Raw genomic sequence first — 13,340 nt, forward strand, 5'->3', positions numbered from 1 at the left:
ATATTGCCTGTTGTTAATGCTGCTTCACCGTAATACAATCGATTCAGGCTTGAATGTTTAAGTAGTTTCCCCTAATCGCTTGAATCGACCCATTACGGTATCGGAAGCACCATGTCTTTTTTGTCCTCCGCCACGCCCAAGCTCGCGCCCTGGAAAGTCTTGCTCGTCGATGATGAGCCGGACATCCACAACATCACCAAGCTGACGCTGAACCGCTTCCGCCTCGACGGGCGGGCCTTGAGCTTCCTGCACGCCTACAGCGGCGCCGAGGCCAAGGAGATCCTGAGTCGCGAGAAGGATATCGCGCTGGTCTTCCTCGACGTGGTGATGGAACGCGAAGACAGCGGCCTGGAAGTGGCGCGCTGGATGCGGCAGGACCTGGACAACCAGTTCAGCCGCATCGTGCTGCGCACCGGCCAGCCGGGCCAGGCGCCGGAAGAGCGCGTGATCGTCGACTACGACATCAACGATTATAAGGAAAAGACCGAGCTCGACCGCACCAAGCTGTTCACCACGACCTTCGCCGCGCTGCGCGCCTACCGCGACATCATGAAGGTCGAGGACGCACGCCGCGTGCAGGTGAGCTACCGCGAAGGCCTCGAGCGCGTGCTGGCGGCCTCGTCGCACATTTTCAAGCAGCGCAACCTGAAGGACTTTGCCAGCGGCCTGCTGCAGCAAGTGGTCGCCCTGCTGCGCCTCGAACAAAGCATGCTGCTGCGCCTGAAAGGCGCGAGCATGATCAGCGGCGAGAGCCAGTACGAAGTGCTGGCCAAGATCGGCGAATTCGGCGACGGCATCGATCCGGCTCTGCTGGCCCAGCTCGACGAGGCGCGCCATAACAGAATCTCGAAGCTCTACGGCGACACCTATGTCGGCTACTTCCCGAACAACAGCGGCAAGGCTTCGCTGCTGGTGCTGCAGGGAGTCGAGGAAATTTCCGACATCGACGCGCAGCTGCTGGAAGTGTTCTGCTCCGGTGTCGCCATCGCCTTCGACAACATCCTGCTGAACCAGGAAATCACCGACACCCAGGCCGAGCTGATCCTGCGCTTGGGCGACGTGGTCGAGTCGCGTTCGAACGAAGCGGGCAACCACGTGCGCCGCATGGCGCAGGTCTGCCACCTGCTGGCCCAGGCCTCGGGCCTGCCGGAAGACGAAACGGCGGTGCTGATGCACGCCGCGCCCATGCACGACATCGGCAAGATCGCCACGCCCGACGCCGTGCTCCTGAAACCGGGACGCTTGAGCCCGGAAGAATGGGAAGTCATGAAGCAGCACCCGACGGTCGGCCTGCAGATCCTGGACGGCTCGAGCCGCCCGATCCTGAAGGCGGCCGCCGTCATCGCCCACCAGCACCACGAGAAATACGACGGCACCGGCTACCCGCAAGGTTTGAAGGGCGAAGACATCCACCCGTATGCGCGCATTGTCGCGGTGGCCGATGTGTTCGATGCCCTGAGCCATGCACGCGTCTACAAGGACGCCTGGCCGATCGCGCAGGTGACCGACTACCTGCGCGAAGTGGCGGGCCACCATCTCGATCCGGTGTATGTCGATTTGCTGATCAAGAATATGGACAAGGCGGTGGAGATCAATCGGCAGTGGCCGGATTGATCCGCTGATCTTCGCACACCCGGGTGTATGAACTCGGGACGTAGCGTGGGCAGGTTTCCTGCCCACGCGTTCAAACATCACCAGAAACTTCGCGACGAACCTGTGCTGGTTGAACGCGTGGGCGGGAGACCGCGGGGCCGCCGAGGCCCACCCTACGTCCTGCTAATCACGCCGCCAGCTTCTCCGCCCGCCGGCTGCGCGGGAAACTCAACGCATACCGCAAGCCTTCGCCCGGCGCACTTTCAACGTGCACGCTGCCGCCCAGGGGTCCCGTCACCAGGTTGTACAGGATGTGCGCGCCGAGACCGCTGCCGCCATTGCCGCGCTTGGTGGTGAAGAAGGGGTCGAACAGTTTATCCAGCGTGTCCTTGTCCATGCCGGCGCCATCGTCGGCGTAGGAAAGCGCGACGACGTCGCCGTCGAGCGCGGCCCGGATCGTGATCGTACCGGCTTGCTCGCGCTCCTCGAAGCCGTGCACCAGCGAATTCATCAGCATGTTGGTGACGATCTGCGAGACGGCGCCCGGATAGCTTTCCAGCACCAGGTCCGCCGGACAGTCGACTTCAACCTTCACCGGCCGCCCCTTGAGCTTCGGCTGCAGCGAGAGCAGCACTTCGTTCAGGTAATTGCGCAGGTTAAAACTGCGGATGTCGTCCGAGGACTGGTCCACCGCCACCTGTTTGAAACTGCGCACCAGGGCCGCCGCGCGCTGGGTGTTGGTGGTCATGATGCGCAGCGACTGGTCGATGATGTCAAGGAAGGACTCGAGACTGTCCTCGGTCATCTCGCCGGCCGCCAGTTCCTCGCGCGTCAGGCGCAGTTCTTCCACCAGGTGGCTCGTTGCCGTCACGCAGATGCCCAGCGGCGTGTTGATTTCGTGCGCGACCCCGGCCACCAGGCGCCCCAGCGAGGCCAGCTTTTCCTGGCGCACCAGTTCGCCCTGGGCTTGCTGCAGCTGGGTCAGCGCCGTGCCCAGTGCGGCATTCTGCTCCTGCAGCATGTCTTTCGTCTTGCGCAGCCGATGGTCGGCCTGCATGCGCGCCAGGGCGACGGCGACGTGGCTGGCCATGAAGGCGAGCAGGTCGAGGTCGGCCTTGGTGTAGACCACGGCCGGATCGTAGCTCTGCACGACCAGCACGCCGTAGGGCTTCTCGTGCACCAGCATCGGCGCGCCCATCCAGCTGGCGATGTCGGCATTGCCGAGGGGTTCCTGGACCAGGCCATTGGCGACCAGGCGCGCATAGCTGCCGGCGTCGTGCAATTGCGCCTGCTTCGAGGCCAGCACGTAGGAACACATCGCTTTACCGTAAGGAAAACGCGTGACCGGCGCCTTGGCGTCCTTCTGGTCGACGAAATACGGGATGCTGATTTCCTGCGATTCCGGGTGGTACAAACCGATCAGGAAATTTTCCGCCACCATCAGTTCGCCGATGATGCGGTGCAGGCTCGTCGTCAACACATTGGTATCGGCCGCGCTGGCCGACAGGGACGCGATCTGGTACAGCGCGTGCTGCACCTGCTCGGCGCGGCGCCGTTCGGCCACCTCGTGCGCCAGGCGCGCGGTGCGTTCCTGGACGGCGCGTTCCAGCCGGTCCATGCTCTGCAGGCTTTGCAGCGCCACCGAGACGTGGTTCGCAATCACGCCGAACAGGGCCTGGTCCTCGGCGCCGTAGGTGTTGTCCCGGCTATAGCTCTGAATCACGATCGCGCCCAGCGGCAAGTGCTGCTGGTCGAGCAGCGGGCAGCCCATCCAGTGCTCGGCCGCGCTGCCGGCGCCGAAGTTCGACCCCTGCGCTTCGCGCGCCTTGAAATCGGCGGCGGTGACGATCAGGGTCTGACGGTTCAGGATGACCCAGGCGGTGGGCGACTCGTCCGGCGAGGCAAGCTGGACGGGATGGTTCAGCGGCGGGCCCTCGTCGGATTCGTCGACGAAGTACACGAAGCGCACGGTGCCTTCGTCGCGGTCCGACAGCGCCACATAGAAGTTCGCCGCATACATGATGCGGCCCAGCGCGCGGTGCACGCCGCGGATGAATTCGGTGATGTCGCTGCAGCTGGTCGACGTCTGCCCGATTTCGAGCAGCATTGACTGGACCGCTTCCAGCCGGTCAAGACGTTCCATGGCTTCCCTTGAAATTAATTCCCAGGGGAAATATTAGCAGCGGGCGCGGTGAAACGCACGCGCCATGGAGGAAACTGTGGTGTTTCCGTAGGGAAGCGGCAGATTACGAGCGCGGCGCCTTGAAATCGTTCTCGATCCAGGCCGTCGCCGTGCTCGGCGACAGCTTGAAGCTGGCTGCCACGCGTACCTGCGCCACCTGTTCGCTCATCTGGTCGGTCGCGGTCAGGATCGCATACGGATCGTCGTCATCGGGTTTGATGTCGAGCGTGACCTTCAGTTCGCCCGTGGCTTCGGTCCAGACGTACAGGCTCTTGTGCAGGATCGCGTGCAGGTGCTGCTCGTGGCGGCGGATGACTTCCGAGGCCGTCTTGATCAGCGTATTGAAGGCGTTCACGTCGAGCGGCTTCGGGTTCTTCTTGTCGCGGCCCATGGTCCAGGGACCGACCAGCGCCGGCTCCGGTTCGCCATCCTTGTACATGGCGACCGCCCAGCCTTCGTCGTCATCGTTCTTGATCACCCGTGCGGTCCAGCCATTGCCTTGCCACAGGCGCGGTTCCTGCACCGGCCCATCGTCGTCGCCCGATTCCAGGTTCGTTACGTCGTCGTTCATTGCTCGCTACTTCCTTCTGCCAGGCTCTCGCCTAAAGACAAGATCATAGAGGAAATTGCCGCAACTCGGCGATAGCAGACGTATAAGAACGCTGCATTGTTTTGCACAAAGCGTAGAGCGCTTCAGATGCGCATGCCAGGCAGCCCTGGCGGGCGAACCGGGGGTGGCGGCGGCGCGCGGTGCGGGTCGATGATGCGCTGCTTCGGCGCTTCGCGATCGAACGGATTGATGATGATGGGCGGGATGGCAGGCGGGGCCGATGGCGGTCCCTTCGGTCCTCCACCTGCCCGGCGCGGCAGTGGTGCGCTTCGATGCACCTTCATCGTTGAGCTGACGACATGCATGAGGGTCCCTCCTACAACAGAGCAGGCTGTCAGTATAGGCGGCGCTGGGCCATTTGCAAGGTCGGAAAACGGCCGGTGTTCGTCGGCCCCCATTGCGCTCCGGCCCGCCAAAACTGCCGCCCGTCGCACACGGCTGGCTCGCGAGGGCAAGCATGCCTACAGTAAAGCCATCCCATCACGACACCGAGAACCTGCCATGAAAAAGTTTGCTCCCTACCTCGTCCTCTTCCTGTGCGCCCTGCTGCTGTGGGACATGCTCTTCAGCTTTGGCGACGCCAGCTTCCACATCGACGGTGAAGAATTCGACGGCCCGCTCGGCGCCCTGTTCGGCCTCGTGCTCGCCGGCGGCGGCACGCTGCTCGGCCTCCTGGTGACGCTGGTGGTGGGTGCGGTGCTGGCGGTGGTGTTCGCCGGGGTCGGCGTGGTCGTGATCGGCGCGCTCGCGTTCGCCAGCCTGGCCGTCGCGGCAGCCATCGTGCCCTTCCTGCTGCCGCTGCTGTTGCCGCTGGTGCTGGTCTGGTACCTGGTCAGCCGGGCACGCCGCAACCGCGTGCTGCAGAAGGCGGCTGTCTAGGCAGCCTTTTCAGCCGCGAATTGCGCGTAGCCGCGTGCGCGCAATTCGCAGGCCGGGCAGGTGCCGCAGCCATAGCCCCAGTCGTGGCGCGCGCCGCGCTCGCCCAGGTAGCAGGTGTGCGTTTCAAAGCGCACCAGGTCGACCAGGGCCGTACCGCCGGCCTGCTCGGCCATCTGCCAGGTTTGTTTCTTGTCGATCCACATCAGCGGCGTCTCGACCTTCAAACGCGTCGCCATGCCGAGGTTGAGGGCCACCTGCAGCGCCTTCATCGTATCGTCGCGGCAATCCGGGTAGCCCGAGAAATCGGTCTCGCACATGCCGCCCACCAGCACCGTCAGGCCACGCCGGTAAGCCACCGTCGCCGCCACCGTCATGAACAGCAAATTACGGCCTGGAACAAAGGTATTCGGCAACCCGTTGGCCTGCATTTCGATGGCCACATTGCTGGTGAGCGCGGTATCGGAAATACGCGCAATCAGCGACAAGTCGATCATGTGGTCTTCGCCCAGGCGCGCGTCCCAGTCGGGCGAAAGCGCGCGCATCTGTTCCAGCACGGCCGGGCGCACGGTCAGTTCGATCGCGTGGCGCTGGCCATAGTCGAAACCGATGGTCTCCACACGCGCATAACGCTGCAGCGCCCAGGCCAGGCAGGTGGTCGAATCCTGTCCTCCACTGAAGAGAACGAGGGCGGTGTCGGGAGCGTGCATGTGTTGTTTTCCAGAAGTTAAACGTTCGCCATCATTTTTGCAATTCCGTTAAGATTCGCCCAGCTTTTATATTGGGACAGAGACACATGGTTCTCGCAACATCTAGACGGACCGCAGTGGCGGGGCCGGGGCAATCACGGATTTTGGCACAAATCATGCTGTCCGTGTACGCCCTGCTGGGCGCGCAAGCCGCCTTCGCCCAGGCCCCGGAGGTACAAACAACCAGCCCCAAGGGCATCAATTACACCGTGCGCATCGACGCGCCCGGCCAGCTCGACGACCTGCTGGAGGACAACCTCGACCTGCTGCGCTGGCGCGGCAATCCGCGCGTCGACCTCGAACAGCTGCAGCGCCTGGTGAAAGACGCGCCGGACGAAGCCAAGACCCTGATTGCCACCGAAGGCTATTATTCGCCCAAGATTACCGCCGGCCTCGACACCAGCGGCGGCACGCCGGTGGCGCGCATCGTCGTCGATCCCGGCCAGCCGGTGCTGGTGAGCGACCTCGACCTCGTGCTGCAAGGTTTCGTGCCCTTCGAACAAGGCGGCGCGCCCTACGATGCGGCCGCCTTGCGCAACCGCTGGTCGCTGCCGGTCGGATCGCGTTTCCGCCAGGGCGACTGGGAAGCGGCCAAGCGCGACCTGCTGCGCGAAGTGATGCAGTCGCGCTTCCCGCGCGCCCAGCTGGTCGAATCGAGCGCCACGGTCGATCCGGAAGCCTACAAGGCTTCGCTGCGCGTGGTGATCGACAGCGGGCCCGAAATGCGCTTCGGCGAACTGCGCATCCGCGGCCTGAAGCGCTATCCGCGCAACGTGGTGACCAACCTGAACAGCATCAAGCCGGGCGACATGTACAGCGAAACAGCCCTGCAAGCCCTGCAGGCCAAGCTGCAGGAAACCGGCTATTTCGCCACCGTCGAAGTGAGCGCCGACATGCGCGCCGTGCTCAATGCGGAGCTGCAGGAACTCAAGGACGACGACGGCGCGGCGCCAGCCGACCAGGCCGCGGCAGGCGCCGAAGCCGTCCCCGGCCAGGCCACGACCGGCGTCAAGCAGCCCACGGCCCCCGGCCCGACGGTGCTGCCGGTGCTGGTGCGCGTGACCGAGAACAAGCAGAAAAACGTCGAGGTTGGCGTCGGCTTCTCGACCAATACCGGCGGCCGTGCCTCGCTTGGCTACGATGACTTGTCCGTCTTCGGCAAGCGCATGAAGAGCGACCTGATCTACGAACAGAAGCGCCAGTCGGCGCGCGCCGATTTCTACTGGCCGACCACGCCCGACGGCTACAACGACAGCGTCGGCGGGGGCATCGAACGCACCGACGTGCGCGGCGAACTGACCACGGCCGTGAGCGTGGCCGCACGGCGCGCCTGGGGTACGCCCGAGCTCGAGCGCAGCCTGACGCTCGAAGTGCTGACCGAACAACGCGAAGTCGAGGGCGTCGAAACGACGCGCAGCAAGAGCATGCCGCTCACCTACGCCGTCACCCGCCGCAAGCTCGACAACCTGTTGTCGCCGACGCGCGGCTATGCGCTCAACTGGCAGGTCGGCGTGGCGCCGCTGCCCGTGCTGACGGACGAAAAATTCATTCGCGCCTATACGCGCGGCGTCTACTACCGCCCGGTTGGAACGAGCGGTACACTGGTCCTGCGCGGTGAAGCCGGTGCCCTGGCCTCGAAAGAAAAGATCGGCGTGCCGAGCACCTTCCTGTTCCGCGCCGGCGGCGACCAGTCGGTGCGCGGCTACGGCTACCAGCAACTCGGTGTGCGCGAAGGCGATGCCATCGTCGGCGGACGCTATTTGCTCACCGGCGGCGCCGAATACCAATACTGGTTCCGTCCGCCATGGGGCGTGGCCTTCTTCGTCGACGCCGGTAACTCGGCCGACAAGGTCAAGGACCTGAAACCGGAATACGGCGTCGGCGTCGGCGCGCGCTGGCGCAGCCCGGTCGGACCGATCAATGTCGACCTTGCCTATGGCGAGGCGGTGCGCAAGGCGCGCCTGCACTTCTCACTTGGATTCACGTTCTGATGGACGATCAAACCACCACCACTCCTACCCCGGCCAAGGCGCCCGCGCCAAAAGCGCGGCGCTGGCCGCGCCGCGTCGCCATCGGCCTGGCCGCCACCGGCCTTGTCGTCGGCGGCGCGCTCTGGTACCTGGGGCGCGAAACGACGTTGCAGATGATCGCCGAGCGCGTCAGCCGTTCGACCGGCGGCAAGCTGACCATGACCGGCATCCGCGGCTCGATCTACGGCGCCATGCACATCGACCGCATCGTCTGGCGCACCGACGAGCAGCTCGCCATTGCCACCAGCATCGACCTCGAATGGTCGCCGCGCCAGCTGCTCTCGAAAGGCATCGAGGTCAACAAGGTGCACGTTGCCGACCTGCGCATGGAAACGCTCAAGGAAAGCAAGGAGCCTTCGACGATGCCGGTTTCACTGGCCCCGCCTTTCCGCATCATGCTCGACGATGCGCGCCTGGCCAAGGCGACCTTCGTGAACAAGGGCGCCGCCACTGAAATCACGAATGTGCGCATGCGCCTGTTTGGCGACAAGGTGCAATGGCAGCTGCGCGAGGCCGTCGCCGGCACGCCCTGGGGCCAGGTCGCGGCCGACGGCAAGATCGGCGCAACGCGGCCGTTCAAGCTGGACGCGAATGCGAGCCTGTCGCAGGCCAAGGTGGGCCCGGGCGCCACACCCGCAGCCTTGAAACTGCGCGCCGGCGGCGACCTGAATCTCACCACACTGAACGCCACCGGCAATGCCGGCCGCGCCGGCGGCGAAGCACAAATGACGCTCTCTCCGTTCGCGCCGATCCCGCTGCGCACGCTGAACCTCAATGCGCGCAACATCGACCCGGGCTTCTTCAATCCTTCGCTGCCGACGGCCGACCTGACGCTGACGATCGCCGCCAAGCTGGACGACCAGCGCGCCATTTCCGGCAACGTCAACCTGGTCAACGACGGCCCCGCCGGCACCATCGACCAGCAGCGCCTGCCGCTGCGCGCCTTCCGCGGCCAGCTGGGCGGCGACCTGGACGCCATGCGCATCAGCGACGTGCTGCTCGACTTCGGCGCGGCCGGCCGCTTCACCGGCAGCGGCAGCGTCCAGCGCGGCAAGGACGAAAAAGACCCCGGCACCGCCAGCTTCGCGCTGCACACCGACCGCTTCGATTTAAAAGGCATCCACGCCAGCATGAAGCCGACCAAAATCGCCGGCGACATCGCGGTGGCCAACGTCGGCAGTGTGCAATCGCTCGACGTGCGCCTGGTCGAAGCCGGCCTGCGCCTGACGGCCAAGGCCAAGCTCGAAAACAATGTGGTCGATATTTCGGAAGCGCGCCTGGCGGCGGGCAGCGGCACCGTGGCCCTCACCGGCAACATGAAGCTGGGCGAGGACAAGGCCTTCAAGGTCACTGCGAATGCCAGCCGCTTCAATCCTGCGGCACTGGGCGACTACCCGCAGGCCGACATCAATGCCGTCGTCAACGCGAATGGCGTGCTGGCCCCGGCCTGGAAAGTGAACACCGATTTCGCGCTGCGTCCGAGCCGCCTGTTCGACCAGCCGCTGTCGGGCAAAGGCAAGCTCGCCGCCGATGCAAAACACATCAGCGGCGTGGACGCCAGCCTGGCCCTGGGCCAGAACACGGTCAAGCTGAACGGCGCCTTTGGCGCGCCGGGCGAACGTTTGGCCTGGCGTCTCGACGGAGGCAATCTCGCCACGCTCAAGGCCGACCTGTATGGTGCCGTGAATGCCAGCGGCGTCGTCACCGGCACCATGGACAATCCACGCACCACGTTTGTCGCGGACGCGAATGGCCTCGGCTGGATCGCGGCCCAGCGCAAGGCCAACAACAGCAACCTGCATGTGAGCGGCGAAGCCTGGCTGGCCGGCACGAAAGAAGCACGCTTCGTCGAGGCCAAGGCCAGCGGCAACATGGCGCGCTTCAATCCGGCCGCCTTCGGCAGCCCGCTTCCCGGCTCGATCAACGGCGCCTTCGACGCCAGCGGCCGCTCCGGCGCCGACTGGCGCGGCGCGCTCGACCTGAAGCTGGCCGAATCGACGCTGGCCAAGTCGCCGCTCTGGGGCCATGCGCGCCTGGCGGCCGACAAGCGCCACGTGTCAGGCGCCGACGTCGACCTGCACGTGGGCGCGAACGTCATCGCCGCCAAGGGCAGCTTCGGCGCCGCCGGCGACCGCCTCGACTGGCGCCTCGACGCGCCGCAGCTGGGGGCCTTCGGCCCCGACTACGGCGGCGCCTTGCGCGGCGCGGGCAGCGTCAGCGGCACGATGGACACGCCGTCGCTCACGGCCAGCCTCGAAGGCCAGAACCTGCGCCTGCTCGGCACGCATAACCTGAAGTCCTTGCGTGCCAACGCGAATCTCGGTGCGGGCCGCGGCGGCGCCGATCCGCTGGTGGCCGACATCCAGGTCCTCGAGTACGCCAGTGGCGAAACCCGGATTGCGGCCGCCAGTTTGCAAAGCAGCGGCACGCGCGCGGCGCATACGCTGCGCGCGGCGGCGCGTGGCGAAGACTTCGACGCCCTCACGGAAGTGCGCGGCGGCTGGAGCGGCAACGCCTGGGCCGGCACCCTGGCCGCTTTGCAGAACAAGGGCCGCTATGCGATGACCCTGGCCCAGCCGGTACCGCTGCGCATCGGCGTGGCGCCTGGCGCCGGCATCGCCGGCCTGGCCAAGCCCGAGTCGCTCGCCTTCAATGGCGCCGTGATCCGCCTGCCTGCAGGATTGGTGCGCATCGATACGCTGACCAAGACCGGCGCCCGCTGGAACAGCCGCGGCGCCGCAGCCGGCGTGCCGCTGAACTACCTCGGCCAGTTTTCGGCGGCGCTGCGCGAGAACGTGCAGGGCAACCTGACGCTGGGTGCGGACTGGGCGCTCGACCTGCGCAACGGCGCCGGCGCCGCCCCTGCCCTGGCGGGCACCGTGCACGTGTTCCGCGAAGGCGGCGATGCGCTGGTGGGCGCCGGCACCCCGGTGGCGCTGGGCCTGCGTACCTTCGACATGCGCGCCGACGTGCAGGGCAGTTCGCTGCGCACCCAGCTCGTGCTCGACGGCAGCCGTACCGGCAGCGCGGGCGTCGACGGCACCGTGCAGATGATCGGCGGGCGGGTCAACCGCGACAGCCCCCTGCGCATGACGGCCAATGCCGACATGGCCTCGATCGCCTGGCTCGCGCCTTTCGCCGGCCAGCGCGACCTGGAACTGGACGGCAGCCTGAAGCTTGCCCTGACCGGCGCCGGCACCATCGGCACGCCCTCCCTGAATGGAACGGTCAATGGCGACGCGCTCGCCGTGCGCTGGCCGGAACAGGGCGTGCGCCTGCAGGGCGGCCAGCTGCGCGCCCAGCTCGCGGGCGACCGCCTGGTGCTGCAGCGGCTCTACCTGCAAGGCGTGTCGGGCAGCGCTACCGCCGACGGTTCGATCCGCTTCGGCGCGGGCGACCCGGCCATGCAGCTGAACCTGGTGGCGGACAAACTGGAGGCCCTGTCGCGGCCGGACCGCACCGTGATCCTGTCGGGTAACGCCGCCGTGGTGCGCGACGCCAGCCGTTTCTCGCTCGAGGGCCGGGTCAAGGTCGACCGCGCCCTGATCGAGTTCGCGCCGCAAGGCCGCCCGACGATGTCGGACGACGTCATCGTGCTCGGCCGCGGCAAACCCATGCCGCCGCAAAAGAAGGATGCCGAGGTGCCGCTGTCGGTCGACCTGCGCGCCGACCTTGGCGACAACTTCCACCTGCGCGGCCTCGGCATCGACGCCATGCTCGAGGGCAGTGCCCGGGTGCGCATGGTCGGCAATGCCGCGCCACGCGTCAACGGCTCGATTCGCGTCGCCAGCGGCAATTACGCCGCGTATGGCCAGAAGCTGGCGATCGAGCGCGGCGTCATCACCTTCGCCGGCCCTTACGATAACCCGACCCTCGACGTCCTGGCGGTGCGCAAGCAGCCCGAAGGCGAACAGCTGAGCGAGACGAATGTCGAAGCCGGCGTGCAGGTGCGCGGCACGGCGCGTTCGCCGCAGGCCAAGCTGGTATCGACGCCCACCGTGCCGGACAGCGAGAAGCTGTCCTGGCTGGTGCTCGGTCACGGCATGGAAGGCACCAGCGGCAACGAGAAAGATGTGCTTAGCGCCGCAGCCGGGGCCCTGCTGGGAGGCAAAGGCGGCACCGGCGGCATCCAGTCGAAACTGGCGAATTCGCTCGGCGTGGACGAACTGGGGATCGGCCAGGGTCAAAACACCGAGGCCGAGGGCCTGGCCAATACGGTCGTCACGGTGGGCAAGCGGATTTCCTCGCGCGCCTATGTCAGCTTCGAACAGGGTGCGACCACAGCCTCGAGCCTGGTGCGCCTGCGCTACAAGCTGACCCCGAAGTTCACGCTGCAGTTCCAGGCAGGGACGAATACGGCGCTCGATGTGCTGTATGCCTGGGCCTTCGACTAGCCACGCTATTGGAAACCTGGAAACGAAACGAGGTCCCCGCGGGGACCTCTTTTTTTTGTACTCAGTGCTTAGTGCAGGCTGGGCTTCGGGTCCGGCACCGGCTCTTCGTTCTGGGGCGTGTGGACCGGGTGATGCCCCGGATGGTGGGGCGCGTCGAAGGGTTCCGGCAGGGGCTCGTCTGCCGGCACGGGATCGGGCGCGCGGTGGGCGTGCACGGGGATGGGGATGGCTGCAAACATGGGTCGGGTCTCCTGAAAACGGTGTTGTCACCTTACCATGGCGCGCCCGCGCCTGACGCCCGGTTACAATGCCCGCTTCACTCAACCAGCCTTCCGCGCCGATGACCATCACCACGCTCGCCCTGCTCCTGCTCACGCCCATCCTCGTCTGGCGCATCTACACGCGCCTGAAGACGCAGATGGCGCGCCAGCGCTCGATCATGTCGCGCCATTACACGGGCGTGCTGGTCTTCGCCGGGATGATCCTGGTGTCGCTTTCGGAAGTGCTGAGCCGGCCCGCTGCGCTGGGTGCACTCGCGGCCGGCACGGCGCTGGGCGTGTTCTGGGGCGTATTCGCGCTGCGGCGCACGGTATATGAAGACACCGAGGGCGGCTATTTCTTCACGCCGCCGATGCGGCTCGGGATCGTCATGGCCATGATCCTGGTGGCGCGCGTGCTGTATCTGGGGGTTGAGATCTATGCAAGCCAGCAAGGCAGCAATGTGCCGACGCCGAAGTTTACCGATAGCCCGCTGACCATGCTGTGCGTGGGGCTGAGCGCCGGGTATTTCGCGACGTATTCGGTGGGCTTGCTGCTGTGGCGCAGGAAGCTGCGCCAGGCGATCGAGAAGGCGTAAGCGCTGCCGGGATCGTAGGGTGGGCGGGAGACCCGCCCACCCTACGTATA

At 66.0% G+C, this 13,340-nt stretch carries 10 protein-coding genes; 5 read left to right on the plus strand and 5 right to left on the minus strand.

Going from position 1 to position 13,340, the window contains the following annotated elements; genetic code table 11:
• The first annotated feature begins 111 nt into the window (after positions 1-111).
• Positions 112-1,614 carry an HD domain-containing phosphohydrolase gene (locus tag NMB41_RS21870; RefSeq protein WP_494379880.1) on the plus strand — a complete coding sequence of 501 codons (1,503 nt, stop codon included), beginning with the start codon at positions 112-114 and terminating at the stop codon, positions 1,612-1,614.
• 166 nt (positions 1,615-1,780) lie between these two features.
• On the opposite strand, the gene NMB41_RS21875 is transcribed toward NMB41_RS21870, so the two are convergent.
• From NMB41_RS21875 to NMB41_RS21885, 3 genes are all read right to left on the minus strand, one after another.
• Positions 1,781-3,736, minus strand: a complete 1,956-nt coding sequence (locus NMB41_RS21875; protein WP_494379881.1) for a GAF domain-containing sensor histidine kinase — start codon at positions 3,734-3,736, stop codon at positions 1,781-1,783.
• 103 nt (positions 3,737-3,839) lie between these two features.
• Positions 3,840-4,346 carry a hypothetical protein gene (locus tag NMB41_RS21880; protein ID WP_494379882.1) on the minus strand — a complete coding sequence of 169 codons (507 nt, stop codon included), beginning with the start codon at positions 4,344-4,346 and terminating at the stop codon, positions 3,840-3,842.
• Between the two features lie 122 nt (positions 4,347-4,468).
• Positions 4,469-4,690: a hypothetical protein gene (locus NMB41_RS21885; protein WP_494379883.1), complete on the minus strand. Its 222-nt coding sequence runs from the start codon at positions 4,688-4,690 to the stop codon at positions 4,469-4,471.
• A gap of 196 nt (positions 4,691-4,886) precedes the next feature.
• On the opposite strand from NMB41_RS21885, the gene NMB41_RS21890 reads away from it, so the two are divergent.
• Positions 4,887-5,264, plus strand: a complete 378-nt coding sequence (locus NMB41_RS21890) for a hypothetical protein (RefSeq protein WP_494379884.1) — start codon at positions 4,887-4,889, stop codon at positions 5,262-5,264.
• Here the strand turns inward: NMB41_RS21890 and queC are convergent.
• Positions 5,261-5,971: a 7-cyano-7-deazaguanine synthase QueC gene (queC, locus tag NMB41_RS21895; protein ID WP_494379885.1), complete on the minus strand. Its 711-nt coding sequence runs from the start codon at positions 5,969-5,971 to the stop codon at positions 5,261-5,263. The genes NMB41_RS21890 and queC overlap by 4 nt on opposite strands.
• 155 nt (positions 5,972-6,126) lie before the next feature.
• Here queC and NMB41_RS21900 point away from each other — a divergent pair, with 155 nt between their 5' ends.
• Both NMB41_RS21900 and NMB41_RS21905 read left to right on the plus strand, forming a co-directional pair.
• A complete protein-coding gene (locus tag NMB41_RS21900; RefSeq protein WP_494379886.1) occupies positions 6,127-8,001 on the plus strand; it encodes an autotransporter assembly complex protein TamA in 1,875 nt (624 codons plus the stop codon).
• A complete protein-coding gene (locus NMB41_RS21905) occupies positions 8,001-12,434 on the plus strand; it encodes a translocation/assembly module TamB domain-containing protein (RefSeq protein ID WP_494379887.1) in 4,434 nt (1,477 codons plus the stop codon). The genes NMB41_RS21900 and NMB41_RS21905 overlap by 1 nt, the downstream gene beginning before the upstream one ends.
• 68 nt (positions 12,435-12,502) lie before the next feature.
• Here the strand turns inward: NMB41_RS21905 and NMB41_RS21910 are convergent, their stop codons facing one another.
• The gene (locus NMB41_RS21910) at positions 12,503-12,673 is read right to left on the minus strand and encodes a hypothetical protein (RefSeq protein ID WP_494379888.1); all 171 of its coding nucleotides are present in this window, start codon (positions 12,671-12,673) and stop codon (positions 12,503-12,505) included.
• A gap of 68 nt (positions 12,674-12,741) precedes the next feature.
• On the opposite strand from NMB41_RS21910, the gene NMB41_RS21915 reads away from it, so the two are divergent.
• The gene (locus NMB41_RS21915; RefSeq protein ID WP_494379889.1) at positions 12,742-13,290 is read left to right on the plus strand and encodes a CcdC protein domain-containing protein; all 549 of its coding nucleotides are present in this window, start codon (positions 12,742-12,744) and stop codon (positions 13,288-13,290) included.
• Positions 13,291-13,340: the final 50 nt, after the last annotated feature.

The sequence above is a fragment of the Massilia sp. FBCC-B171 genome, assembly GCF_059134155.1.

Coding starts and splice junctions, on each gene's coding strand:
- NMB41_RS21870 (WP_494379880.1), top strand. CDS start 112: ATGTCTTTTTTGTCCTCCGCCACGCCCAAGCTCGCGCCCTGGAAAGTC.
- NMB41_RS21875 (WP_494379881.1), bottom strand. CDS start 3,736: ATGGAACGTCTTGACCGGCTGGAAGCGGTCCAGTCAATGCTGCTCGAA.
- NMB41_RS21890 (WP_494379884.1), top strand. CDS start 4,887: ATGAAAAAGTTTGCTCCCTACCTCGTCCTCTTCCTGTGCGCCCTGCTG.
- NMB41_RS21915 (WP_494379889.1), top strand. CDS start 12,742: ATGCCCGCTTCACTCAACCAGCCTTCCGCGCCGATGACCATCACCACG.
- NMB41_RS21885 (WP_494379883.1), bottom strand. CDS start 4,690: ATGCATGTCGTCAGCTCAACGATGAAGGTGCATCGAAGCGCACCACTG.
- NMB41_RS21910 (WP_494379888.1), bottom strand. CDS start 12,673: ATGTTTGCAGCCATCCCCATCCCCGTGCACGCCCACCGCGCGCCCGAT.
- NMB41_RS21900 (WP_494379886.1), top strand. CDS start 6,127: ATGCTGTCCGTGTACGCCCTGCTGGGCGCGCAAGCCGCCTTCGCCCAG.
- queC (WP_494379885.1), bottom strand. CDS start 5,971: ATGCACGCTCCCGACACCGCCCTCGTTCTCTTCAGTGGAGGACAGGAT.
- NMB41_RS21880 (WP_494379882.1), bottom strand. CDS start 4,346: ATGAACGACGACGTAACGAACCTGGAATCGGGCGACGACGATGGGCCG.
- NMB41_RS21905 (WP_494379887.1), top strand. CDS start 8,001: ATGGACGATCAAACCACCACCACTCCTACCCCGGCCAAGGCGCCCGCG.